The organism is Nonomuraea sp. NPDC049028, from assembly GCF_043197735.1.
Lineage (GTDB): Bacteria > Actinomycetota > Actinomycetes > Streptosporangiales > Streptosporangiaceae > Nonomuraea.
Window position 1 is genome coordinate 217,370 of record NZ_JBICTR010000008.1, and the last position, 23,496, is coordinate 240,865.

Consider the following 23,496-nt stretch of genomic DNA (forward strand, 5'->3'; position numbering starts at 1 on the left):
CGTGGTTGGATGAAGGCATCACCACAAGCGAGGCTTTTTGTGGGTGGGCGGAAGGAAGTCCGATGCTCGAATTGCGGCGCTTGGTGCTGATCTGCGAATTTGCCCGTCGGGGCAGCATCTCGGCGACCGCCGAGTCGTTGGGGTACAGTCCCTCCGCCGTGTCCCAGCAGCTGGCGGCCCTCGAACGTGAGACCGGAACCGCGCTGATCGACCGGACCGCGCGCAGCGCCGAGCTGACCGACGCGGGCCGCCGCCTGGTGATCCACGGCGAACGCATTCTGTCCATGGTCGAAGAGGCCGAATCCGACCTTTCGGCCCACGCGGGCACGCCGTCCGGCCGAGTGGTGGTGACCGCCTTCCCCACGGCGGCGGTCGCGTTCGCGCCCGCGCTGGCCCGCTCGCTGCGCCGCTACACCGAGCTGACGCTCAGGCTCGGGCAGAGCCGGTCGGGGCGGGGCATGCGCGAGGTGCAGGCGGGCGAGGTGGACATCGCGCTCGTCGACGACTGGTACGGGCGGGTCGGCGACAGCGACAGCCTGCGGACGTTCCCGCTGCTGAACGACCCGCTGGTGCTGGTGGTGCCGCGCAAGCACCGGCTGGCCGACCCCGAGGTGCCCCTGGACCTGCGCGAGCTGCGTGACGAGCCGTGGATGGCCACGCCGGACGGGGAGCCGTCGCGCCTCGCCGTCGACCGGCTCTTCGTGGACGTGGGCGGTACCCGGCCGACGCCGTGGGAGTTCGAAGGGCTGGGCACGATCCTGTCGCTGGTCGCCAAGGGCATCGGGATCGCCGCCGTGCCCGCGCTCGCGCTGGCCGCCGGCGTGCGCGGCATCGCCGTACGCCAGTTCCCCGGCAATCCGGTGGGCCGCGAGGTACGGGCCGTCGCGCGCGGCTCCAGCGTCCACCGGCCGTCGGTGTCGGTGACGCTGCGGGCCATCCACGTCGCCGCGCGCTATCTCGCCGCCGATCTGGATCCGGTATCGCTCGCGGAGCGATAACGTCTGGTGCCCATGGCGCCCACCTATGACATTGAGCACCTGCTGCTCTCCCAGCGCAGCACGACCACGGTCGCGGGCCTCGACGAGGTGGGCCGGGGCGCGTGGGCCGGTCCCGTGACGGTGTGCGCCGTCATCACCGACTTGTCGGACCCGCCCGCCGGGCTGACGGACTCCAAGCAGCTGTCCGCCGCCAAGCGCGGAACCGTGGCCGCCTCCCTGGAGTCCTGGGCTGTGGGCATCGGCTTCGGTGACGCCTCCCACGCCGAGGTCGACGAGCTCGGCATGACGGAGGCCCTGCGCCGCGCCGCCCGCCGCGCCCTGGCCGCCCTCCCCGTGCGGCCCGACGCGCTGATCCTCGACGGCTCGCACGACTACATCGGGGCTCCGTGGCCGGTACGCCTGGAGGTCAAGGGCGACTCGGCCAGCATCTCGGTGGCGGCGGCCTCGGTTCTGGCCAAGGTGCGGCGTGACGCGTACATGGGGACGATCGGGTGCGAGGAGTACGGGTTCGCGGACAACGCCGGTTATCCGTCACCGGTGCACCAGGAGGCGCTGGCCCGGCTGGGGCCTACGGAGCATCATCGGCTGTCGTGGTCGTACCTGGACGATCTGCCCCGCTGGCGCCACCTCAAGAGGCACCGGGACCCGGCGGTGGGTGAGGGGCAGGCGAGCCTCTTCGGTTAGCAGCGTGCAGCGGGTGGGAATCACAGACGGTCCGGCGAGTCGGTCGCCCCCGCGCATCGACTCGCGAAACCAGTGACCCTCGCGTGACAGGTGACTCCCTACTCGGCTTACTCGGCTTACTCGGCGGTGGGAGGCGACGGCTCCGCGTCCGTCCAGCCCGCGGCCAGCACCACCTCAGCCTTGGACCCCATACCCGAGGCGTGCGTGACCTCGTAGGACAGCACCATCGACGTGCTCGGATCGACGATCAGCCGGCCCCGGGTCGGCTTGTCGTGCTGGATCGGGAACGTGACCGCGACACCCGCCCTGCCCCGCGGATCCTTGGCGCCCTCCTCGACGGTGACCGTCGGCAAGTCGGCCAGCGCCCGATAGGCCGCCGCCCGTACGTCCGGCGAAACCGGCAACTCGTACAGCAGCGAAGCCAACGTGATCGGCAGACCGTCGTCGACGAAGCTCTTTTCGTCGACACCGGCCCTGATCGCCTGAAGCACCCGCTCCTTCAAAGCAGCGGGGGCGGCGGGCAGTGCCTTCACCTGCTCAAGGGTGAGGTCCTCACCGGCGAGCTGGAACCGTCCCCCCTCCTTTACGGGCGTGAGCCGGCTCTCGCCCTCCGATGTGGAGAAGCGGCCGTCCTCGACCTTCCACTCGGTGGGAGCGCCGTCACGGCGCCAGGCTGCTTGGTCAAGCGGGCGCGCGGGCAGTTCCTTGAGGCCCGTCCAGGCCCGCCCGTCGTCCGAAACCCACTGCTCGACCAGCCGCGAACTCTCCAGTCGGTACGTGTTGCCGTTCTTGCCGTGCAGCTTGTCAGGACGGATCGTGTACAGCCGCTTGACGTGCCAGTACTCGCCGGTCGGAGCCGACTTGGCCTTGGTCGCGGCGGCCAGCAGGATCGAATGGCCGGAGAGCGCGGTTCGCGTGGGCTGCTCATCAGTGCGTAGGGCGGGGCCGACCACGATGGCGGCGGCCAGCGCGGCGGCGGCGGTGAGTCCCACCACGCCGGCCTTCCACGGCAGCCGACGTCTGGTACGTGCCCGCATCCTCGTTTCGACCCTGGCCTTGGCGAACGGGTCCGCGGGGAGATCGTCGTACAGGCTGCGAACCGAGGTCAGCTCCTGCGGGGTCAGTTCGTCCACGCTATGCCTCCATGGGGTTGGCGCCACCCAGAGCGGCGCGAAGCTTGGTCCTGGCACGGCTCAACCGAGATCCGACCGTGCCGTACGAGATGCCGAGCGCGACGGCGATCTCCTGGTGGGACAATCCGGCCAAAGCCATGAGCAGCAGCACGTCCCGCTCACCCTGTCCGAGAGAGGCGATGGCCGAGGCGAGAGCCGGGCGCAGGCTTTGGGCGCTGACCTGGTCCGCCACACGCTCCTCAGGTCCGGGCAAGTCGGCTCCGGGGCCGTGCCGCTGTCTGGCACGTAACGCTCTGACCTCGGATCGGCGTTGTTTGCCGACGAGATTGGTGGCGATGCCGTACAGCCAGGTCCGGACGCTGGCCCTGGTGGAGTCATAGCGCTCCCGTTTACGGAACGCCGCCAGGAATGTCTCCGCTACCACGTCCTCGGCTTGGGCCGGGCCGAGGCGTTGGGCGACATACCTGAAGATCTCCTCGAAGTAGGCGTCGAAGACGCCGGGGAAGTCGCCGAGCGACTCCTCCGGCGAACCTTCGACTCGTGCCGCTGTCATCTGAAGCCTTTCGTCAGCGGATGGCGGTCATGGGATATCACCCGCTGACGCGATTCACTTTCCATCCGGCTCCAGCCCGTACCCGAGCCCCACCACAGCCACAACGAACCCGGCTGCCCGGCCGGGGCCTGGAAGACCGATGGCAGCTACTCGTCGTCCTGAACAGTGTTCCGACCCCGAAGAATCAACCATCATCGATGGGATGAGAATCGGGATTTTTCTGATCGTGGCCCGATTTCCGGACCAGAAATCAGAGCAGGTGCTGGCGAGCGCTCTCGACCTCATCGTGGCGGCCGAGGAGGCCGGGTTCGCCGATGCCTGGATCGCCGAGCACCATTTCATGTCCTACGGCGTCTGCCCCTCCGCCACCACGCTGGCGGCCGTGGCGATCGGCAGGACCAGCCGCATCGGCCTCGGCACCGCCGTGAGCGTCCTGTCCACCCAGCATCCGATCGCCCTGGCCGAACAGGCGGCCATGCTGCACCACCTGTCGGACGGCCGCTTCACGCTGGGCGTCGGGAGGGGCGGCCCGTGGGTGGACCTGGAGGTGTTCGGCACCGGGCTGGAGCGCTTCGAGCAGGGCTTCGAGGAGTCACTGGACGTACTGCTCGCCGCGCTCTCCGGGGAGCGGGTGTCGGCGGCGGGGGAGTTATTCAGCTTCCGTGAAGTGCCGCTGGTCCCGCCGGCCAGGCTGCGCCCGGTCCTGGCCTGCACCTCGCCGCCGACCGTGGCACTGGCCGCGAAGCGCGGCCTCCCGATGCTGCTCGGCATGCACATCGACGATCGGCAGAAGAGCGCGATGATCGCCATGTACGCCTCTCACGGGGTAACGCCTCAAGCCCACGTGGCAGCTGCCGTCGCCCACGTGGCGAACTCCACCGCCGAAGCCCGAAACGAGCTGAAGGAGTCCCTGCCGCGCTGGCTGACACCCGGCCTGGCCGGCTATGTACCGGTGGACAACAGAGAACCACCATCGCGGGATATTTCGGCATACGCAGACTTCCTGACCCGCGTTCACCCGGTCGGCTCACCGGCCCACTGCGTGGAGTCCATCCTGCGCACCTCGGAAGCCACCGGAATCCAGCACCTCATCCTCATGGTCGAGGGAATCGGCGACCATCAGCGCACTCTGGAGAACATCCGTCGCCTCGGGGAAGAGGTGCTACCTCAGGTCACCGGCTGAGGGCCGAAAGGAGGCGAATGATCGTCACTTTACGTGCTCGTGATGTAACAATGAGTGTCATGCCGTCCCCCCGACATGACACTCTCATCAAGCTGTTCGCCGATCGCCCTCAACTGGCGGTGGAGATCCTGCGTGACTTCCTGGGGGCGGACCTGCCCGCCACTCCGCTGATCCGGCGGGAGACGAGCACCTTCAACACCCGCCCTTCCGACGACATCGAGGCCGACCTGGTCCTCGTGCTGGGCCCACCACAAACGCCCGTCCACGCCATCATCGTGGAGATCCAGCAGGACAAGTCCAAGGATCCCCGGCAGCTCGCCCGCTACGCCGCCGCCCTGTGGCTCATGCTGGGCTGTGACGTCTCGGTCCTGGTCATCTGCCCCGACCGCAAGGTCGCCGAGCACTACGCGCAGCCGATCGAGTCCGGGCTGACCGGCTTCCGCCTGCGGCCCTGGGTGCTGGGGCCGGACGGCATCCCGGCCATCACCGACCCCCAAGAGGCCGCCGCCCACCTGGACCTTGCCGCCATGTCGGTCATGGTCCACGGACGCGACCGCAAGGTCATCGAGGCGTTCACCGCCGCGCTGCCGGACGTGACCGACGAACACGCTCCGGATTACTATGAATACGCTTACGACATGTCCGCGCCCGAGATCCGCCACCTCATGGAGGAGATCATGAAGTCCGCGTCCACCAAATGGCCGGTCTACAGCCCCTTCGCCCGCGAACACTACGGCCGCGGCAAAGCAGACGGCATTGCCGAAGGCAAGGTCGAAGGCAAGACAGAGGGCAAAGCGGAAGAGGCCGCCAGATCGGTGCTGCTCGTGCTGGACGCCCGCGGCTTCACCGTCCCCGACGGTATTCGCGCTCAGATCACCACCTGCACCGACATTGCCCAACTCGAAACCTGGGTCACCCGCGCGGCCACCACCCAGACCCTCCAAGACCTATTCAACGAACCAGGCTGACAGCGTCCAAAAGAGCGACCGCGGCGGGGCTCGCCGTAGAGCGACGGGCCCGCACGAAACGCGCGCGAATAAATCGGTTGCGGCGCGCGCCGCACACAAATCGAAACGATCTTCAGCGATTCTCCAGGCCGACCCGGCGTCCCGAGGCGGTGGGCGACACCGGATAGTCGTCGATGATCATGGAGTTGTAAAGGCGTGCGCTCTTGGTGGTGAGGCGGACGAGGGCGCGACTGGGCCCCGCGGGCAGGGCGGAGATCAGGCGAAGGCCCTGGACCAATCCCCGCACGCCGAGGCGGGACGTGGGGACCAGGGTCTTCGCCGCGCTCAGCGCGACGGCGCGGCTGCCGCGTACGTGCTCCGCCATCACGCGCTCGTAGGCGGGAAAGGCGCGCTCGTGGTCACCGCCCGCCCGCGCCAGCTCCCCGGCGAGGACGTACGCGCCGACGACCGCCAGGCTGGTGCTGCCGCCGACGGCGGGGCCGGGGCAGTAGCCCGCGTCGCCGACGAGCGTGACCCTCCCCCGCGACCAGGTGTCCATGTGGAGCTGGGTGATCGAGTCGAAGTAGAACGCCGGGGTGCGGTCGAGCTCGGCCAGCCAGCGGTCCACGTCGGCGTGCAGGCCCCTGAACGCACCGCGCAGCAGCTCCTTCTGCCGGGGCACGTCGCGATGGGAGTAGTCGAGCTCGCGCTCGCTCCGGAACAGGAACATCGCCCGCGCCTCGCCGAGGTGCCGCGCGCCGTACATGCCGGCGGTGCGGCCGACGCCGACGTGCATGAGGAGCTCGCCGTCGAGGTCGGCGGCGTTGGGCAGGGTCAGCACCCCGAGGTAGGCCCCGATGAATGCGCTGAAGCGGGACTCGTCGCCGAAGACGAGGCGGCGCACGTTGGAGTGCAGCCCGTCCGCGCCGACGACGAGGTCGAAACGGCGCGGCGCGGCGTTCTCGAACCGCACCTCGCCGTCGGGCGAGATCGCGGTGATCGAGTCGCCGAAGATGTACTCGACGTCGTCGCGCGTGGCGTCGTAGTAGATCTCGCTCAGGTCGTCGCGCATGATCTCGACGTGCCGGCCTTCGGTGGCGCCGAAGATCTTGGAGAGGTCCACCCGTACGGGACGCCGCGCGCCCTCCCCGTACGCGGTCATCCGGTTCGCGCCGGTGGCCCGCTCCTCGACACGCGGGAGTACGCCCATCTTCTCCGAGATGTTCATAGCGGGCCGAAACAGGTCGACCGCGTGGCCGCCGGTCTTGCGCAGAGTCGGCGCGCGCTCGACGACTGTGACGGAGAAGCCGTGCCTGGTGAGCCAGTGCGCCAGCACCGGCCCGGAAACGCTGGCGCCGGAGATGAGAATCCGCATGTGCACGCTTCCTTTCTTAACGATAAGTAAGCGTAACATGGTTACTTACCTATCATTAAGTCAGATAGAATTACGGCATGCCTCGTCCCTCTGACACCAAGCAGCGGATCCAGAACGTCGCCCGCGAGCTCTTCGCCCAGAAAGGTGTGCAGCGGACCAGCCTTCAGGAGATCGCCGACCAGCTGGGCATCACCAAGCCGGCGCTCTACTACCACTTCTCCTCACGCGAGGACCTGGTCCGCAGCATCGTGCAGCCGATCATGGAGGAGGAAGAGGCGTTCCTGACGGGCCAGGAGGCACTGGACGAGGTCGACCCCCGCGCCCTGCTGGAGGGCTACTTCGACTTCCACTACCGCCACCGCGATGCGATGGTGCTCATGCTCAGCGAGCTGACCACGCTCGCAGACCTGGGCCTGATCGACCTCGTGCTGGACTGGCGCAGGCGGCTGACGAAGCTGCTGCACGGCCCCGAACCCACGCTCGAGCAGGCCACCCGGGCCGTGATCGCCTTCGGCGGCCTCCAGGACTGCACGATCCAGTTCACCGACGTACCGAAGGACGAGCTCCGCCAGGCGGCCGTGGACGGCGCCTACGCGGCCCTGGGCATCTCGCCGCAGCGCGAAGCCTGACGAAGTCGACTGCCTGGCGGCTACGAGGAGTTGATAGCAGCGAGGTAGGCCGCCTTCAGTCGCTCGCGAACGCTCGGTGATCGCGGTGGGGATTCGGAGCCAAGGTGCGAGTGGCGAAGCTCGTCCATGAACTCTTGCCAAAGCGCGGGGCCGCCTTGTTCGAGCAGCTCGGCGCGAACGCGCAGCGCGCGGCTCGTGGGCCGGTGGCGAAGCCCCCAGCTGCCGAGCTGCGCGAACACCGGTACGAGTTGGATCGCGGGTTCGGTCAGGCTGTAGCGCGCCCGCTGGCCGGCTCGCGCGTCCTCACGGGTGAGCAATCCCAACCCGACGAGTCGCTTGAGTCGGTCGGCGAGAATATTTGACGCGATCCCCTCTTCCGAGCCGGCCTGCAGCTCTCGGAAATAGCGGCGGTCTCCGAAGACGATGTCGCGAAGGACGAGCAGGCTCCAGCGATCGCCGAACACCTCGACGGTGGCGTTGATCGGGCACCCCGACCGCGGCTCATGCACTTCGCCCATAGTGCTTGCAATCTACCACCGCCCGGTACTACGGTCTCAAAAGCGGTTGCAAACCACAAGCGGAAGGGGCCACCCGTGCTTAGGCAGGTCGCGGAGGGTGTGCTGATCCACGAGAGCGAGTTCTGCCAGAGCAACGCCGTTGTCGTGCACGGCCGGGCCGGCGTGTTGCTCATCGACCCCGGGGTGCAGGACCACGAAATGGCCTGCCTCGCGAACGACCTGTCCCATTCAGGCCAGACCGTTGTGGCAGGCTTCTCGACGCATCCAGATTGGGATCACCTGCTCTGGCACCCCCAGCTCGGCGCGGCCCCTCGCTACGGCACGGCCCGCTGCGCGGCCAGTGTCCGGGATCAGCTTTCCGACCCGGATGCGAAGGCCCACATCGCCGACCACCTGCTTGAGACGGAAATCGCCGGACAGGTACCGCTGGACCTGCTCGGCCTCATCACCGCCCTGCCCGCCGAGACGGCGCAGATTCCATGGGATGGCCCCCAAGCCCGGATCATCGAGCACCAAGCGCACGCACCGGGCCATGCGGCGCTGTTCATCGAGGAACGCGGGGTTCTCGTCGCCGGCGACATGCTCTCTGATGTCCTGGTTCCGATGCTCGACCTGAACGGCACCGCTGACCCGATCGAGGACTACCTAGCAGCGCTGCGACTGCTGGAGGGCGTGGCGGGCGACGTCGATGTCCTCGTCCCTGGGCACGGGTCAGTCGGCGGAGCTGATCAGGTACACGCGCGGATCGAGCGGGATCGGGCGTACGTACTCGCCTTGCGTGAGGGCCATGATCCCAGCGACCCGCGGATCGGCCCATCGGCCAAGCCCGGCTGGGAGTGGGTAGGCGATGTGCACAACGGGCAAGCCCAGCGCCTCGCCCGAAGAAGCGAACGCGACGGGACGCCCGGCTAGCGATCCGCTTGCGGAACCGGCCCGGCGTCCCCGAACGCCATGCCGCCTCCCAGCAAGGGGACCGGCCATATTCCTCACTCGGTGAGGGTCATGGCGGAGAGGATGTCTTGGGCAAGAGGCACACGGGAGGCGGCGACAAACTTGTATCGGCGGTCCATGGCTTTCCGAATGTCGGCCATGGTGCCGAACCCATAGTCCAGCGGCAGTGGACGGCCTTGGAGGTCGAGGACGACCCCTCCGGCCGTCTGGAGGATGTAGTGCCCTGGAGCGAGATCCCAGGTGGCGAAGCCCTTGGCGAACTCGATCATGGCGTCGCTGAAACCTGCCGCGACGTGGCACAGCCCTATCGAACCGAAGTCAACGCCGATCCTGCCTCGGCTGACGCCGTCTTGAGAGCGCTGGCCCAACTGCTCTATCAGGCGAGTCTGCCGGGCGAGCGGCAGGAAGCGCTCAGAAGGTTTCATGAAATAGTTCGTGATCAGGGACCCCGACAGCTGGGCAGACCGATCGAGACGCAGTGGAAAAGCCTGTCCGTCCTGCGTGCAGACGAAGGCTCGCTCGTGCCCAGCATCATCGCGGGCGGCGGTGTAGATCTGCAGGTGGTGGAAGATGTCGCCCACTACGGCCGCGATCGGACGTGTGAGGCTCCGCGAGTAGACCAGGACGTGCGTGTAGCCGTACAAGGCCCGCACAGCCAGTTCGCTCGTGTCGAGCGGATCGACCAGGACGCATAGGTCTGGGTCGGGATCGTCGCCGATGACCTGGGGGTCCGCCTCCTCGGAGGCATAGACGTACGAGGGAAAGATCTGTGTCAGGAGTTCCCGGTAGCGTCTGTGCATCCACAGGTCGTACTCCGACAGGAAGTTGTCGGCGTGCCGAAGGTTCCGGCTCTCTGAGCGGTCACCCGAAAGTGCAGCTTGGATCAGCCGGGGACGAAGCTCACGAATGACCGTACCCACGAGCTCTGTGAGCTGCTGGACGATGCCGGATAGTGAGGGCTGGGACGTCACAAACGCACCTCCGTCATGTCGGCGTAGCTCCAGCGCTCAGCCGCAATACCTCCGCTCGGCGGCCACCGAGGCGGGTGCGTGGCCATCAGATGCTGCCCATGCGTGGGCCGTCCCATGCCGGATCTACGGGGAGCTGAGCGGGCTGTAGGCACGCAGTACGGCGGCCAGCCCGAGGGGGTTCCCAGAAGAGCCTCTAACAGCCAGGTCGGGCAGCGCGGCCAAAGAGCCCCCGACCCATGCGGACCAGGAACTCTAGCGCGCAGAAGGACGATCGAGCGTTGGACGCGAGACTGAGTTAGAGGTCAAATTCACCTAGCCGTACACCGCCGATGAAGGCTTCCCACTCGTCTGGGCGGAACATGAGCACGCCACCTGCTCGGTTCTTGGTGTCTCGGACCGCGACTACCTCCTCGGTGATCGCCACCTCGACGCAGCTTGCGCCGTTCCCGCTGAGACTGCTCTTGTGCCATGTGGCGCCTGAAAGGTCGGGCTGCATCCCAACTCCTTTCACTCCTGATCTTCGCAGAGGCTTGTCGCTGCATCCTGGCGTCTACACGCCGTCCGGCCTCCTCCTCGGTTGCGGCCGGTAGAACTCCCGAGAGGAGGGCCCGTGCGTAATCCTCTGCACGCGGCCCCGTACACCGACACCACCGCGGAGGTACGCCCCTGGGCGGGCGCAGGGTTACGGCGAGAACGTCCGGGCGCCGCGACAACGAAAGGCCGGGCGGTAAAAGGGCCTCCCTTGCCCAACGAAAGGCCACGGGCGCTGATGCAGAAATCCGGGCGTAAGCGCTGCCACAGTCCTATTATCCGGCGAGGAGATGGTCGAAGTTGCCGTCCTTCATTCCGTCTATCAGGGCGCGCATTTCTTCCTTGTCGAGGAACACCTTTGGTCCCTCGGGGTCCTTCGAGTCGCGCACGACCACCAGGTCGCCATGCTTGTGCAGCCCCGCGTCATCTGGCACGAAGACTTTCCCGAACTCGGCGCAGGCCCCACCGTTGTTGCTGAATCTCGACTTGCACCACTCGACCTGGGACAGGTCGACGTCAACTCCAGTCGCGTCGCTTGTGTCGCTCATCAAAGATCCTTTCCCACCTGGGCAATGAATGCCAGGCTGTCCTCGACCGACAAAGACTTCGCTCGTAGGTGGTTAAAGACCACGTTATACCCTTGGACTACGGCAGGATCCTCCAAATATCGGGCATCCGACTGACTCTCCAGATAGACCACCGGCGGCCAGGGGTCAGGAAACTCGATCGCGATGAACGAGCCGTCCATCGCGGCATGTGACCCGGTCTCAAAGGGCAGGACCTGCAAGGTCACGTTGGGTCGCGTACTGATCTCCATGAGGTGCCGCAACTGAGCCTTCATCGTGGCCCGGCCACCGACCATCCGCCGTATGCATGCCTCATTCATGATCGACCACAGCTCCAGCTCATCCGACGTGGTCAGACGATCCTGGCGGGCCAGGCGAAATTCAATCTTGCGCTCGATGTCCTCGGCGCTGACGGCAGCAGGCGCCGTCCCTAGGTACGCCCCGTAGTAGTCGGCAGTCTGAAGCAGGCCAGGAATGAGTTCGGAGTCGTAGTGATTCAGTCTGGACGCCGCCGACTCCATGCCGACGTAAACCTCAAACCACTCGGGAATAGCCCCCTTGCCCTTGTAGCTCTGCCACCAGCCGCGCTTGCGTGCCTCGCGTGCCAGCGTGAGCAGGAATTGCCGCTGTTCGCCTTCGACCTCGTACAGATCGAGCATCACAGAGACGACGCTGAAGGCGGGCGCCGTGGAGTTGTTCTCGATCTTGGTTACGGTGCTTTCGGCTATGCCCACCGCATCGGCGACCTGCTTGCGATTCAGGGTGGACTGCCGGCGCAGTTCCCTGAGCTCGGCGGCCAGCCTGCGCCGCACCACCGTGGGGCTAGTCGTCACATGCCGAGCGAATGGCATGGAACGCGCCCCGTGACAACGGCCGCCACGTACGCGTGATCGCGTGGACCTGCGAGTGCGCCAGCCCCTTCTACGAGCTGTGCCAGGCGGGCGGCCAGCGGTTCATCCGACGCACTCGAAACGGGCCGAACGAGTGGATCGTTGATGAAAGCGACCGATGGCCTGCCCGGCAGGCGGAGGCACAGTGGCACGCCTTGCTGGTTGGTCTTGTCCGCTGAGGAGAGGGGACAGCCAGGCTGGCCGTACGAGATGGGTTTGGGGGCTTGGGTGTCGGCGCACACAGGTGTGGGCGCGCGTAGGGCGACAAGCCCGCATGGAACGCGGCGCAATTAAATCGGTTGCCGCGAGCGCCAGGCGAGGCATAGGGTCAGTGACATGCGCTTTTACCTGTAATTCGTTGGGGTTGCCAATACCCCGGCCACTCGGCCCCGCCCGGCGGTGTGTATGCCCGCCGACCTCATCCAGACGCGGCAGCTGAGCTTGTCGACCGGCCCTGGCCGCGTCGTGAATTACGTAAAGGAGCTTCCTCATGCGAGTACGTTCAGGCAAGAAGAAACACGGTAAGAACCTCCCCGAGCAGGAGACGCCGCCGGTGCCCCGGCAGATGCCGAGGATGCCGCAGCGGCCCATCGCGCCGCCCAGGCGGATCCCGCCCAAGGGACGCTAGTCCACTACCGGGATGGTAGTAAGTGCGGCGCGCGACCCAACGCCATGGGCGCGCCGCACACAACCCGCGGTGCCCCGGCCCCTCGTTCGAGGGCCCGGGGCACCGTCGCGTCAGTACCGGGTGCCGTCCGGCAAGGCCCTGCGCGAGCCTGTCCCGACGAGCAGTGTCAGAGGCGTTCGATGATGGTGACGTTGGCCTGGCCGCCGCCCTCGCACATCGTCTGGAGGCCGTACCTGCCGCCCGTACGCTCCAGCTCGTGCAGCAGTTTGGTCATCAGGATCGCGCCCGTACCGCCCAGCGGGTGGCCCAGGGCGATGGCGCCGCCGTTGGGGTTGACCGTGGCCGGGTCGGCGCCGAGCTCCTTCATCCACGCCAGCGGCACCGGCGCGAACGCCTCGTTGATCTCGGTGACCGCGATGTCGTCGATCGACATGCCGGCCTTGTCCAGTGCCCGCCGCGTCGCCGGGATCGGCGCCGTCAGCATGTACACCGGGTCGTCGCCCATGAGCGCGAGCTGGTGGATGCGGGCGCGCGGGGTCAGCCCGTGGTCCTTCACGGCCTGCGCCGAGGCGATCAGCACCGCGCCCGAGCCGTCGGAGATCTGCGACGCGGTGGCGGCGGTGATCTGGCCGTCCTCCTTGAGCGTCTTCAGCCCGGCCATCTTCTCCAGCGTCGTGTCCGCCCGTGGCCCCTCGTCGTCGGAGACGTCGTTGATGGGCGCGATCTGGTCCTTGAAGTAGCCGTTCGCGATGGCCTTGGCGGCCCGCTGGTGGGATTCGAAGGCGTACCGCTCCAGCTCCTCGCGCTTGAAGCCCCACTTCTCGCACATCAGCTCTGCGCCGCGGAACTGCGAAATCTCCTGCTTTCCGTACCGTTCGACCCACATGTCGCCGAACGGGAACGGCATGCCCTTCTCCAGCGCGGCCGTGATCGACGAGCCCATGGGGACGATGCTCATCGACTCGACGCCGGCCGCCACGACCAGGTCCTGGGTGCCGGACATGACGCCCTGCGCGGCGAAGTGGATCGACTGCTGCGAGGAGCCGCACTGCCGGTCGATGGTGACACCGGCCGTGGTCTCCGGCAGTCCCGCCGAGAGCCAGGCATTTCGCGCGATGTCCATGCTCTGGGGGCCGAACTGCATGACGCACCCCATGATGACGTCCTCCACCGCGGTGGGGTCGACGCCGGTGCGGTCGATCAGCGCCTTCAGCGTGTGAGCGGCCAGGTCAGTGGGGTGGACGGTGGAAAGGCCGCCCTTCTTCTTGCCGACCGGGGTGCGGACCGCCCCGACGATGTACGCCTCTGCCACAGTGCCTCCTGAAACCGAGCATTGTTCGGTTATTAGGGAGAGACTACAACAGAACGATGCTCTACGCCCCGTCACCCTGGGGGCAGAAGGTCCTCCGCCGCGTCGATCCGGAACCGCCACCGGTCCACGATCAGCCCGTTCAACGCGTCGGCCAGACGCAGCGCGAGCGCGCCGACCTTCTCGGGGTCGTCGCCGCGCAGCTCGATCGCGGTCAGTTCGGTGGCGAAGGGCAGGAGCTCCTGTACGGCGGGCGGACGGCCCTTTTCCGGGACCACGAGGACCCGTATGTCGCCGACCGTGTAGAGGAAATCGTCCGGCTTGATGTCGTCCGGCTTGATGTCGTCGCCAGGAGCGGCGGTAACCTCGGCGGCTTCAGCGACTTCAGGGACTTCGGCGGCTGCTTCGGTCTCGGCGTCGACGCTCGCTTCAGCTTCAGCGTCAGTTTTGGCGTCGGTTTCGGCTTTCGCGTCCGCGTCGGTTGCCGTGTCGGCGGTCGCGCCCGTCCCGGTCTCTGCGGGCGTGGCGTCGGCAGTGGTGGTGTCCTCGGGCGCGGTGTCGTCCGTAGCGCTGTCGTCGCTGCCCGTTTCGTCACCCACGTCAGCCTTCGGGCTGTCGTCGAGGCCGCTCAGCACCGCCCGCAGTTCGTCCGCCGTCGGCCGTTCCGGAAGGATCACCGCTGGACCGCCACGATCGCTGTCGGCGGGGTCGGTCACCTCGCCCCTGCACACGGCCAGCCCGCCGAGGCGGAAGGCGATCCCCTCGGCCAGGTAGCGGTCGAAGTAGTCGAACGGCAGCGGGCCCTCCGCCACCACCCGGCAGGCCCACACCTGTTCCAGCTCGCCGCCCACCAACTCAGGGTCGGCCTCTACTGGAGCGTGCACCCGGACGTCCACCGCCACGATGTCGGCGCCGTCCTCGCGGGCCTCCGGGTCTGCCAGCCGTACCAGTCGCAGGAGATCTGCCTGGCTCGGTTTGGCGGGCAGTGCCGCCGTCGGGCCAGTACGCAGTCTCCGCTTAGCCATCCAGCCCATGACGCGCCTCCGCGTTCAGCCTCGATAGGAGCTTGTCATCGTCGCATAGACGATGATGTTGTCGGTGTAGTGACCGATACTGCGGTTGTACGTGCCGCCGCAGGTGATGAGGTGGAGCTGGGCGTTGTCGTTGGGCTGGTTGCCGTAGACGCGCTGGGTGGGGAACGTCTTCTTGCTCGCCTGCTCGACGCCGCCGACGGTGAACACCGCGGTCGTACGGTCCTGCCGCTTGACCTCGATGGTGTCGCCGTTGCGGATCTCGTACAGGCGACTGAAGACGGCACTGCGCGTCCGGGTGTCCTTGTGCCCGAGCATCACGGCCGGACCGGCTTCGCCGGGGGTGGACATGTTGCGATACCACCCGACCAGGTTGGGGTTGTCGGCCGCCGGCACCTGGATCGTCCCGTCCTTGGCGAGCCCGAGGGACTCGACCGGCGCGTTGATCCCCAGCCGCTTGATCACGATCCGCTGCGGAGTGGACGGCAGCATCGCAGGGGCCGGGTCCGGCAGCGGCAGCGGCGGCGGCGCCGTGGGGGCCGCCTTGAACAGGGCCTGCGCCGGCTGTCCCGTCGTCTTGCCGTCGGGCTGCACGGTGACGGGCAGCGTGTCACGCTGGCTGGCCAGGCCGTACTCCTCGGGCGAACGGAGCACGATCAGCAGCCCGGCCACCACGGTCACTACCCCGGCCACGGCGGCGAGGATCAGCACCGACCTGAGCACGGTGCTGCCCCTGTCCTGCGGCGGTTCGCCCCCGTAGGGGTACTGTCCGGCCACCTCGATCAGCCTCTGGTGGCGGAACGGCGACGCATGACGAGTCCTCCAACGCCGGCGGCGAGTATCAGTGCGGATCCGGTCAGCACGACCATCCTGCCGTCGGGACCCATGTCACCGCCACCACCTGTGTCGGCTCCGGCCTTGGGAGTCTTGGAGCTCTTGGTGGTGGTCTTCGTCGCCGTGGGGGTCTTGGTGACGTAGGCGGTGCGCGTCTTGGTGGGCTTGGGAGTGGGAGTGGGAGTGGGTGTCGGCGTGGGGGTGGGGGTGGTGCTCGGGGTGGAGGAGCCGGTCGGGGTGCCGGTGGGGGTGCCGGTCGCGACGGTGATCAGGGCCGCAGCGGCGGTCGCCTCGGCCTCGGAGCCGGCCTTGACCGTGCAGGTGTACCGGGTAGTCGCTGCCGTGCCGCTGGTGGGGCCAACCTGCAGGACGAAGTCGTCGGGCACCACAGCGATCACACCGGTCGCCTTGGGCGTGAGCGAGATCAGGACCGGCGGAATGGGCATCGTCGCCGTGGGGGAAACGGCGCCCGGCGTCATGGAGGCGCCAACTGACCGCGTCTCGGTCGGACTAGGATTCGGAGTCCCAGTGACGACCACTGTCGCCTGGATGACCACGCGGTCCGTAGCGGCGATCGACGATGATGCCGTGAGGGACGGAGTGGCGAGTGGCTGGCCGATCTTCCACGTCACCACCGCTGCGGAGCTGGGCACTGGTGCGGTCAGCGGCCCTTGCAGGTCCATCTCGAACTTGTAGTCGATACCAGCACCAGCACCCGCGCCCATGCACGTATAGGTAACTGGTTTCGGCGCCATCGCGGAGGCCATCGCCGGAACCACCCAGAAGATACCCGCACCCGCTAAGGCCAGGCCAGATGCCTTGAGGGCGAGGCGGTGCCTCGCCTTGGAGGTCAGCACTGTCCTTCTCCATTTCAGCGCGCAGTATCAACAGGCGTATCAGAATCCCAGCCGTTGGTCACGGTTAGGTAGCGATGATACGAACTGTCCCTGTGAAGTTCGCGTAAACCCTACAAGCAAGCACTTGCCACCCTTACCCCTTCTTCTTGGACAGGGTGGCGTACACGATGATGTTGTCCGTGTAACTGTGGGCCGTCTTGTTGAAGACGCCCCCGCAAGTGATCAGCCTGAGCTGCGCGTTCTTCGTGTTCCCGTAGACCCGAGCCGTCGGGAACGAGGACTTGCTGACCTGCTCGACTCCACTCACCGTGAACCGCGTCACCTTTTTGTCCGACCGGTACACGTAGATCTGGTCCCCCTTGGCCACCTCGGAGAGCCGGTAGAACACCGCCGCGCCCTTCTTGGTGCTCACGTGGCCGTTGATCACCGCGGGCCCGAGCTCGCCCGGGACCGGCGAGAACTTGTACCAGCCCGTGAGGCCGGGCTTCGTCAGCGGCGGGGTCGTGAGGTTGCCCTTGAGGTCGACGGTGACCGAACCGATCGTGGCGTTGACCTTGATCTTGGGGATCTTGATGCGGACCGGCGCCGCCTTCTTGGTCTTGGTCTTGGCCGGTGGGATCGGCGCGACGACCGGGGCGGCGGCCAGCGGCGGCGGCGCGTCGAGGCGGGCGGGGGTGAGCGGCACGTTCTTGCCGCCGGGGCCCACGGTCGGGGGCAGGACGAAGGCGCCCGCCGCGTTCTGGATCTGGACCGTGTCGCCCGGCTGGGCCTGCGGCCCGGGACCCGAGCCGTCGTCCACGGGCGGCGCCAGCGACAGCAGGCCGACCATGATGGCGCCCACCCCGCCCAGCGACCCGGCGATCAGCAGCCCGGGAAGTGCCCTGTTCAGCAGCGGCTTCTGCTCGGTCATGACTCGACTCCTCCGGCATGCTCGGCCTTGCGCCGCCGTAGCAGCAGTCCTCCTGTGGCGCTGCCCATCAGCAGCATCGAGCCGCCCGCGATCAGCCCGTACGACCCGCCGCCCGGCGGCTCGGGCGCCTCACCGGAGTCGACCCCGCCCTTGGGTGTCTTGGCGACCTGCGCCTTGACGTACTTGGTCTTGGTCGTGGTGGGTTTGGGGGTCGCCGTGCTCGTACTGGTGCGTACGCTCCCCGGTATCACGCTCACCAGGCCGTCGTTCGTGCCCGGCGGGTTGTTGTGCGGGAGCGTGGGGGTGGGTGTGGTCGGGCCCGGGGTCGGCGTGCCGGTGGGACCGGTCGGGGTGGGCGTGGTCACCGTGGGGCTCGAGGTGGGGGTCGGCGAGGTGGGGGTGGCGCCGGGCACCGGCACCTCGATAGGCCCTGGGTCGTTCTGCAGCGCGCACGTGGCCTGGTCGTGGGTCGGCGGCTCGTCCAGGTCGCCGGTGCTCACCTTGAAGGCGTCCACATAGGCCACCTTGGACTCGGTGTTGATGACCTCGATCGTGTGGGGTCCGTAGGGGAGCACTGGTGACTCCCAGAGGTCTTCCTGTGACCTGGAGCCGGTCATCTCGCTGCCGTCGCGGTCCTTGCTCGGCTTGACCAGCCCATCAGTCACGGTGTCGCCGTCGAGGAGCACGCGCACGTCGCCGAGGTCCCGATCCCGACGGGCGACGTAGGTGACCTGCGTGCCGGTGAAGGACAGCTTCGCGCTCTCGCCCTGCTGGTCGGTCGTATGCAGGTCGTAGAGGTAGTCGCCGAACTCCTTCTCGGTGTTGATCCGATGCCAGCCACTGGAGTAGGTGATGCTCTTGTGGTTGTTGACCATCACCTCGCCCTCGGCGGGCTGGAACCTGACAACCAATCCGCCCGGCCTGACCCGGATGGTGCCGGGCCGCTTCACCAGGCCCGCGTCCGACAGTCCGTCAGGGAGCACTAACTGGTCACCGGGCACGAGATCGGCCTGGTCCTTGCTGCCCTTCGGGCGGAGCTGGCCGTTCCAGGCGCCGGTGATGTCGACCACGCCCTCCAGGTTCAGCGTCGACCCGGCCTCGAAGAAGCCCGGCGAACCGAACCGGCGAGTGCCCTGATACTTCAGCGCCCACTCGACGTCCAGCATGCCGCCCGCGGCGATCTTGGGTGTGATCGTGGCCTCCAACTGCACGCCGTTCGCACCGGCGACACCACCTGTGCAGAGATACTTCGCGACGAGCGAGGACTCCGCCGACCCTGAGGGGGATGACACCACGAACGCGGCCGACGCCGCCATGCCGACCGATGCGGCGATGAACGCCTTACTCCACCGATTCACGGCACACTCCGATCAACACAGTTGGCCGAAGGTAGATCTTAGGGTCGATATCCGCCGAAGACCGCAACTACCGGCACTTGTGATGAACCCGTGTCCGCCCCCGCAAACCGGCAACAGAATCGTATTCTGTCCAGCACGACCACCCCCGCTTGGAGGCGACTGATGCGGCGAGACCTCTTCGACGAGGAGCACCTGCTCTTCCAGGAGACCGTGCGCGAGTTCATGGCCCGTGAAGTCGTGCCACACCACGGCCAGTGGGAGAAGGACGGCATCGTCCCGCGTGATGTGTGGAAGAAGGCCGGGGAGATCGGCCTGTTCGGGTTCTCCGTCCCCGAGGAGTACGGCGGGGCCGGTGTCACCGACTTCCGGTTCAACGCGGTCATCGTCGAGGAGATCATCCGGCATGGCGCGTCAGGGCTCGGGTTCGGGCTGCACAACGACATCATGGCGCCGTACCTCGTGGACCTGACCGACGAGGAGCAGAAGCGGCGCTGGCTGCCCGGGTTCGTCAGCGGCGAGCTCATCACGGCGATCGGGATGACCGAGCCGGGCGCCGGGAGCGACCTGCAGGGGGTCAGGACGACCGCGGTCCTTGACGGCGATCACTACCTGGTCAACGGGCAGAAGACGTTCATCACGAACGGGATCAACGCTGACCTCGTCGTGGTGGTCGCCAAGACCGACCCCGCGGGCGGGGCGCGCGGCACCACGCTGCTGGTCGTCGAGCGGGGCATGGAGGGGTTCGGGCGAGGTCGCAATCTCGACAAGATCGGGATGAAGGCGCAGGACACGGCCGAGCTGTTCTTCGAGAACGTCCGCGTCCCCGTGGCCAACCGGCTCGGCGCCGAAGAGGGCCAGGGCTTCTTCCAGCTGATGAACAACCTGCCGCAGGAGCGGCTGTCCATCGCGGTGGCGGCGGTCGCGGCGGCGGAGACGGTGCTGGAGCAGACCATCGAGTACTGCAAGTCCCGTCAGGCTTTCGGACGAAATATCGGGTCCTTCCAGAACACCCGGTTCGTCCTGGCGGAGCTGGCCACCGAGACGGAGATCGCCCGTCACTACGTGGACAAGTGCGTCCGGGCGCTCAACGCCAAGGAGCTGACCGTGGTCGACGCCGCCAAGGCCAAGTGGTGGACCACCGAGCTCCAGAACAAGGTCATCGACCGCTGCCTCCAGTTGCACGGCGGCTACGGCTACATGATGGAGTACCCGGTCGCCAAGGCATGGATCGACAGCCGCGTCCAGAGCATCTACGGCGGCACCACCGAGATCATGAAGGAGATCATCGGGAGGTCCTTCGGGTTCTAGAACCCGGACGCATGACGCCCTCCGACCGAGGAGGGCGTCTTCGTCCGTGGTCAGCGTTGCCAGACGTCGTAGTTTCTGTTCTGGTACAGGTACGCCGGCGTGAACGAGCACCGGTAGGTGTCACCGGACTTGCGAATCAGGCCCTGGTGGATGCCCATGGCCATGCCACCGTGATACCAGGGGCCGCCGCTGTCGCCGCTGGCACAGTCGGTCGAGTTCGAGACGACCATGTGCCGCAGCGAGTTGACCGAGACGTTGCGGTAGCGCACGCTGGTGCACACGCGCCCGCTGATCTTGCCGAACTTGCAGGCCGTGTCGCCGACCGCCGGCATGCCTGAACGGGAGTCGGCGTAGCGCTTCTTGCTGAAGTCGTAGTAGAAGGTGCGCGTGGGCGTAAAGCCGCCGGTGTCGTAATACCCGATGTCGCCCCACTTCCCCTGATGGGACCAGATTTCCATGACGCCCGTCGATCCGCCGTCGGCACTGTGATTCTTGTACGTGCTGAACTCGGTGGAACCGCAGTGCCCGGCCGTGCCGATCCGCTTGGTGCTGGTAGTGACGTACTTGAGGTTGAACCCCGCGGTGCATCCGGTCAGGTAGCCGCCACCACGGAGGTAATCGTCCTGCGGGACCGAGGCCGGCATGGAAGAGACCTCGACCTCGACCTTCATGCCCGTGCTGACAGTCCGTGCGGACGCGAGCCGGTCGCGTACGGCGGCCTGCTCGGCTGTCGGCATCTCCGCATCGCGCAATTCCGCGGAGACATGGATCACGCCGGTCTCGATCTCGTAGTACGTGCTCGCCCCCGCGACCGCCGGGTCCGCCATCGCGGCGACGTGCGCGTTCTCCGAAGCCGCCGCCAGCTCCGCCTCCGAGAAGCCTCGCCCGCCGACCAGCCGTACCTCTGCGGGGAGCGTCTTGGCGAGCGCGACCGCCTGCTCGGGGATCGCGTCCTTGAAACCGAACCACGCGCTGGAGCCGTCCTCGGCCCGGACCGCGCCGGAGAACTCCTGCGGGAATGCCTCCTCCAGTTCGGCCGCGACCTTCCGGTAGGCCGACGTCCAACCATGCCGATCGATCGTCTCGGCGAAGCCGGTCCCGGTGTCCCGCGCGAGGGCCGCGAGGTCGTCCAGCTCTATCGCTGACAGGTCGTCGACCATGACGTCGGGGATAGTCGCTCTGCCATCGGGCTGGTTCGCCCAAGCCGTGGGTGAGGTGGCGGCGGTCTCGGCGACGTACGCCTCGACGGCCGCCTCAAGAGTGCCACGCTGGTTGGCGGCCGCGCGCTTGATGCCGTCCAGGGTGGGACGCTTGATCTGGGGCTGGGTCTCCAGGGGCAGGACGATCGTGTCGTCGGCCGCCGCGGCTGGGGCATTCGCTCCGGCGAGGGGGGTAACCACCAGGGCGGCCACTGCCATGACGCGGATCCACTGTTGACCACGTGATAAGTGCACGGTTGTCTTCCTCGGTAAGGACGGTCAAAGATCGCCCAGAGTGTCGGTTCGTCAGGCTCATGTCAAGATCAGAAGCCAGCTAACCGCGCGGGAAGCGCCCCGGCACCGCATACTGGTCAGCATGGACGGCGGCCTGATCCTGCTGGTTTTCCTGGCGTTGCTGTTCGCCTGGGGCCTCAACCGCGTGCGGCGTGCGATGCGCCTCGGGCCGGTGGGCTACGTCGGGGTGATGATCGTCTTCGTCATCGTCATGCTGCTCATCTATGGGCAGACGGTCCGCTAGCCGGGGAGCCCTTCGACGAAGCGGGTGAGGAGCCGCGCGAACTCCGCGCGCTCCGCGTCCGACCATCCCGTCATCGCCTCGGCGAACGCCGCCTGCCTGCCGCGATGCGCCTGCTCCAGTGCGATCCGGCCGACGTCGGTCAGCACGAGCAGCGCCCGGCGCCCGTCGGCCTGATCCGCCCGCCGCTCGACCAGGCCGGCCGCGACGGCCGCCGCCACCAGCCTGCTCGCCCTCGGCTGGTCGACCGAGAGCGCCTCGGCCACCGTGGAGACGGTGGCGGGCGCGCTCGCGGACTCGATCACGTCGAGCACCTCGAACTCCGGGCCCGGCGCGCCCTGCAGCCGCGCCAGCGCGCGCCTGCTCTGCCTGCGCCTGATGGCGACCATCGCGCGCTCGACTGCGGCAATTTCATTGTCATCGTACATATATTTGCTATTATACATCCATGAACCGAAGAATAGGCTTCCTTCTCCAGCATGTCCACGCCCTCCTTGAGGACACGATGGACCGCGCACTCCACGACCATGAGCTCTCGCGCCGCCAATGGCAGGCGCTCAACGCCGTGGCCGAGGGCGATGACCCGTACGAGGCGCTGAAGGCGTTCGACGGCGTCGGCGACGCGGTGCGCGAGCTGACCGCCAGAGGATGGATCACCGGCACCACCCTCACCGACGACGGCAAGGCGACCCACGCGGCGGTCCTCGCTCGCGTGCTGGAGTTCCGGCAACTCGCCACCCAGGGCGTGAGCACGCAGGACTACCAGACCACCCTCGCGGTGCTGAACCAGATGGCCGCCAACCTGGAGGCCGCCTAACCGCCGCTGCCCTCCAGCAGCACCCGGGCCACCAGCCCCGGATCGTCGCTCATCGGCACGTGACCGCAGCCCTTGAGCAGCTTTACCCGCTGCCCCGACCACCTGGCGGCGCGTACAGCCTGGCGGCGCGGCAGCAGCCGGTCGTGCTCGCCCCAGGCGATCGTGATGGGCGACTTGGGCGGCGCGGGCGGCATCACTCCGGCGAACGCCTCCAGGGTCTCATCGAAGCCGGGCGCACCGCCCAGCGCCTGGGTGGCGGCGATCAGCGCCGTCGGCGACAGCCGGGACGGATGGGCCACCAGAAGCCCGGCCGACAGGGCCCGGCCAAGGGGGTTCTCGGCCAGCCCGATGCTCTGCTCAGGCGGCAGAGACCTGGCCGTGGCCCGCAGCGCGCGCAGCACCGACCGGCAGTACAGCAGCTCGGAGCGCGACCAGAAACCCGCGGGCGACAGCGCGGTCGCGGTGCGGACCACGCCGCGCGAGGCCAGCTCCAGCGCGATGTAGCCGCCGAGGGAGTTGCCCGCGACGTGCGGCTCGCGCACACCGAGCAGCGCGCAGAACGCCTCGACCGCGTCGGCGAGCGACTCCGCGGTGTACGGCGTGCCGTCGGGCAGGCCGGGTGAGACGCCGAAGCCGGGCAGGTCGACGGCGATGACGGTGCGTGAGGCGGCGAGGCGGTCCATGACCGGCAGCCATGCCTGCCAGTGGTGCCCGATGCCGTGCAGGAGGATCAGTGGCTCGCCGGTGCCGCGTCGTTCGAAGGCCAGGTCCATGGCGTCGA

The 23,496-nt window shown here is 67.6% G+C and carries 27 protein-coding genes; 10 read left to right on the forward strand and 17 right to left on the reverse strand.

What is annotated here, in order from left to right:
• Positions 1-62 precede the first annotated feature (62 nt).
• Positions 63-998, forward strand: coding sequence for a LysR family transcriptional regulator (locus ACGFJ2_RS31380; RefSeq protein WP_357937814.1), 936 nt, complete (start codon positions 63-65; stop codon positions 996-998).
• 12 nt (positions 999-1,010) lie between these two features.
• Positions 1,011-1,682 carry a ribonuclease HII gene (locus ACGFJ2_RS31385; protein ID WP_357937811.1) on the forward strand — a complete coding sequence of 224 codons (672 nt, stop codon included), beginning with the start codon at positions 1,011-1,013 and terminating at the stop codon, positions 1,680-1,682.
• A gap of 116 nt (positions 1,683-1,798) precedes the next feature.
• Here the strand turns inward: ACGFJ2_RS31385 and ACGFJ2_RS31390 are convergent, their stop codons facing one another.
• Both ACGFJ2_RS31390 and ACGFJ2_RS31395 read right to left on the reverse strand, forming a co-directional pair.
• Positions 1,799-2,815: a CU044_5270 family protein gene (locus ACGFJ2_RS31390; protein WP_393474372.1), complete on the reverse strand. Its 1,017-nt coding sequence runs from the start codon at positions 2,813-2,815 to the stop codon at positions 1,799-1,801.
• Position 2,816: 1 nt separating this feature from the next.
• A complete protein-coding gene (locus ACGFJ2_RS31395) occupies positions 2,817-3,368 on the reverse strand; it encodes an RNA polymerase sigma factor (RefSeq protein ID WP_393474375.1) in 552 nt (183 codons plus the stop codon).
• Positions 3,369-3,570: 202 nt separating this feature from the next.
• Between ACGFJ2_RS31395 and ACGFJ2_RS31400 the strand changes: the two genes are divergently transcribed.
• Together ACGFJ2_RS31400 and ACGFJ2_RS31405 are read left to right on the forward strand one after the other, a co-directional pair.
• Positions 3,571-4,551, forward strand: a complete 981-nt coding sequence (locus tag ACGFJ2_RS31400; RefSeq protein ID WP_393474378.1) for an LLM class flavin-dependent oxidoreductase — start codon at positions 3,571-3,573, stop codon at positions 4,549-4,551.
• 59 nt (positions 4,552-4,610) lie between these two features.
• A complete protein-coding gene (locus ACGFJ2_RS31405) occupies positions 4,611-5,519 on the forward strand; it encodes a hypothetical protein (protein WP_393474381.1) in 909 nt (302 codons plus the stop codon).
• A 112-nt stretch (positions 5,520-5,631) separates the two neighbouring features.
• Here ACGFJ2_RS31405 and ACGFJ2_RS31410 read toward each other — a convergent pair whose 3' ends face one another.
• Positions 5,632-6,873 carry an FAD-dependent monooxygenase gene (locus ACGFJ2_RS31410; protein ID WP_393474384.1) on the reverse strand — a complete coding sequence of 414 codons (1,242 nt, stop codon included), beginning with the start codon at positions 6,871-6,873 and terminating at the stop codon, positions 5,632-5,634.
• A 77-nt stretch (positions 6,874-6,950) separates the two neighbouring features.
• On the opposite strand from ACGFJ2_RS31410, the gene ACGFJ2_RS31415 reads away from it, so the two are divergent.
• Entirely contained in the window at positions 6,951-7,502 is a 552-nt protein-coding gene (locus ACGFJ2_RS31415) for a TetR/AcrR family transcriptional regulator (protein WP_393474387.1), read from the forward strand.
• 20 nt (positions 7,503-7,522) lie between these two features.
• Here ACGFJ2_RS31415 and ACGFJ2_RS31420 read toward each other — a convergent pair whose 3' ends face one another.
• Positions 7,523-8,020 carry a winged helix-turn-helix transcriptional regulator gene (locus ACGFJ2_RS31420; protein WP_393474390.1) on the reverse strand — a complete coding sequence of 166 codons (498 nt, stop codon included), beginning with the start codon at positions 8,018-8,020 and terminating at the stop codon, positions 7,523-7,525.
• Between the two features lie 99 nt (positions 8,021-8,119).
• Here ACGFJ2_RS31420 and ACGFJ2_RS31425 point away from each other — a divergent pair, with 99 nt between their 5' ends.
• A complete protein-coding gene (locus tag ACGFJ2_RS31425) occupies positions 8,120-8,932 on the forward strand; it encodes an MBL fold metallo-hydrolase (RefSeq protein WP_393474393.1) in 813 nt (270 codons plus the stop codon).
• A 74-nt stretch (positions 8,933-9,006) separates the two neighbouring features.
• On the opposite strand, the gene ACGFJ2_RS31430 is transcribed toward ACGFJ2_RS31425, so the two are convergent.
• The 4 genes from ACGFJ2_RS31430 to ACGFJ2_RS31445 form a co-directional block, all read right to left on the reverse strand.
• The gene (locus ACGFJ2_RS31430; protein WP_393474396.1) at positions 9,007-9,942 is read right to left on the reverse strand and encodes an inositol monophosphatase family protein; all 936 of its coding nucleotides are present in this window, start codon (positions 9,940-9,942) and stop codon (positions 9,007-9,009) included.
• Positions 9,943-10,237: 295 nt separating this feature from the next.
• Positions 10,238-10,438 carry a DUF397 domain-containing protein gene (locus ACGFJ2_RS31435; protein ID WP_393474399.1) on the reverse strand — a complete coding sequence of 67 codons (201 nt, stop codon included), beginning with the start codon at positions 10,436-10,438 and terminating at the stop codon, positions 10,238-10,240.
• 310 nt (positions 10,439-10,748) lie between these two features.
• A complete protein-coding gene (locus ACGFJ2_RS31440; protein ID WP_357959867.1) occupies positions 10,749-11,021 on the reverse strand; it encodes a DUF397 domain-containing protein in 273 nt (90 codons plus the stop codon).
• Complete coding sequence (locus tag ACGFJ2_RS31445; protein ID WP_393474402.1) at positions 11,021-11,851, reverse strand: helix-turn-helix domain-containing protein; 831 nt, start codon at positions 11,849-11,851, stop codon at positions 11,021-11,023. The genes ACGFJ2_RS31440 and ACGFJ2_RS31445 overlap by 1 nt, the downstream gene beginning before the upstream one ends.
• 568 nt (positions 11,852-12,419) lie before the next feature.
• On the opposite strand from ACGFJ2_RS31445, the gene ACGFJ2_RS31450 reads away from it, so the two are divergent.
• Positions 12,420-12,557 carry a hypothetical protein gene (locus ACGFJ2_RS31450; RefSeq protein ID WP_393474405.1) on the forward strand — a complete coding sequence of 46 codons (138 nt, stop codon included), beginning with the start codon at positions 12,420-12,422 and terminating at the stop codon, positions 12,555-12,557.
• A gap of 166 nt (positions 12,558-12,723) precedes the next feature.
• Here ACGFJ2_RS31450 and ACGFJ2_RS31455 read toward each other — a convergent pair whose 3' ends face one another.
• From ACGFJ2_RS31455 to ACGFJ2_RS31480, 6 genes are all read right to left on the reverse strand, one after another.
• On the reverse strand, positions 12,724-13,869 hold the full coding sequence (locus ACGFJ2_RS31455) for an acetyl-CoA C-acetyltransferase (RefSeq protein ID WP_357959861.1): 1,146 nt from the start codon (positions 13,867-13,869) through the stop codon (positions 12,724-12,726).
• A gap of 71 nt (positions 13,870-13,940) precedes the next feature.
• Positions 13,941-14,891 (reverse strand): hypothetical protein, encoded by a 951-nt coding sequence (locus ACGFJ2_RS31460; protein ID WP_393474408.1) that lies wholly within the window; start codon positions 14,889-14,891, stop codon positions 13,941-13,943.
• Positions 14,892-14,915: 24 nt separating this feature from the next.
• Positions 14,916-15,674, reverse strand: coding sequence for a class F sortase (locus ACGFJ2_RS31465; protein WP_357959857.1), 759 nt, complete (start codon positions 15,672-15,674; stop codon positions 14,916-14,918).
• A 5-nt stretch (positions 15,675-15,679) separates the two neighbouring features.
• Entirely contained in the window at positions 15,680-16,456 is a 777-nt protein-coding gene (locus ACGFJ2_RS31470; RefSeq protein WP_393474411.1) for a hypothetical protein, read from the reverse strand.
• A 265-nt stretch (positions 16,457-16,721) separates the two neighbouring features.
• Positions 16,722-17,498 carry a class F sortase gene (locus ACGFJ2_RS31475; protein ID WP_357959851.1) on the reverse strand — a complete coding sequence of 259 codons (777 nt, stop codon included), beginning with the start codon at positions 17,496-17,498 and terminating at the stop codon, positions 16,722-16,724.
• Entirely contained in the window at positions 17,495-18,856 is a 1,362-nt protein-coding gene (locus tag ACGFJ2_RS31480; protein ID WP_393474414.1) for a hypothetical protein, read from the reverse strand. The genes ACGFJ2_RS31475 and ACGFJ2_RS31480 overlap by 4 nt, the downstream gene beginning before the upstream one ends.
• 162 nt (positions 18,857-19,018) lie before the next feature.
• On the opposite strand from ACGFJ2_RS31480, the gene ACGFJ2_RS31485 reads away from it, so the two are divergent.
• Positions 19,019-20,164, forward strand: a complete 1,146-nt coding sequence (locus ACGFJ2_RS31485) for an acyl-CoA dehydrogenase family protein (protein ID WP_358554678.1) — start codon at positions 19,019-19,021, stop codon at positions 20,162-20,164.
• 50 nt (positions 20,165-20,214) lie between these two features.
• Here the strand turns inward: ACGFJ2_RS31485 and ACGFJ2_RS31490 are convergent, their stop codons facing one another.
• Entirely contained in the window at positions 20,215-21,582 is a 1,368-nt protein-coding gene (locus ACGFJ2_RS31490) for a S1 family peptidase (RefSeq protein ID WP_358202085.1), read from the reverse strand.
• A gap of 157 nt (positions 21,583-21,739) precedes the next feature.
• Here ACGFJ2_RS31490 and ACGFJ2_RS31495 point away from each other — a divergent pair, with 157 nt between their 5' ends.
• The gene (locus ACGFJ2_RS31495; RefSeq protein WP_393474418.1) at positions 21,740-21,901 is read left to right on the forward strand and encodes a hypothetical protein; all 162 of its coding nucleotides are present in this window, start codon (positions 21,740-21,742) and stop codon (positions 21,899-21,901) included.
• Here ACGFJ2_RS31495 and ACGFJ2_RS31500 read toward each other — a convergent pair.
• Positions 21,898-22,326: a MarR family winged helix-turn-helix transcriptional regulator gene (locus ACGFJ2_RS31500; RefSeq protein WP_393474421.1), complete on the reverse strand. Its 429-nt coding sequence runs from the start codon at positions 22,324-22,326 to the stop codon at positions 21,898-21,900. The genes ACGFJ2_RS31495 and ACGFJ2_RS31500 overlap by 4 nt on opposite strands.
• Before the next feature lie 20 nt (positions 22,327-22,346).
• On the opposite strand from ACGFJ2_RS31500, the gene ACGFJ2_RS31505 reads away from it, so the two are divergent.
• Entirely contained in the window at positions 22,347-22,715 is a 369-nt protein-coding gene (locus ACGFJ2_RS31505; protein WP_357959833.1) for a MarR family transcriptional regulator, read from the forward strand.
• On the opposite strand, the gene ACGFJ2_RS31510 is transcribed toward ACGFJ2_RS31505, so the two are convergent.
• The gene (locus tag ACGFJ2_RS31510; RefSeq protein ID WP_357959830.1) at positions 22,712-23,488 is read right to left on the reverse strand and encodes an alpha/beta fold hydrolase; all 777 of its coding nucleotides are present in this window, start codon (positions 23,486-23,488) and stop codon (positions 22,712-22,714) included. The genes ACGFJ2_RS31505 and ACGFJ2_RS31510 overlap by 4 nt on opposite strands.
• Positions 23,489-23,496: the final 8 nt, after the last annotated feature.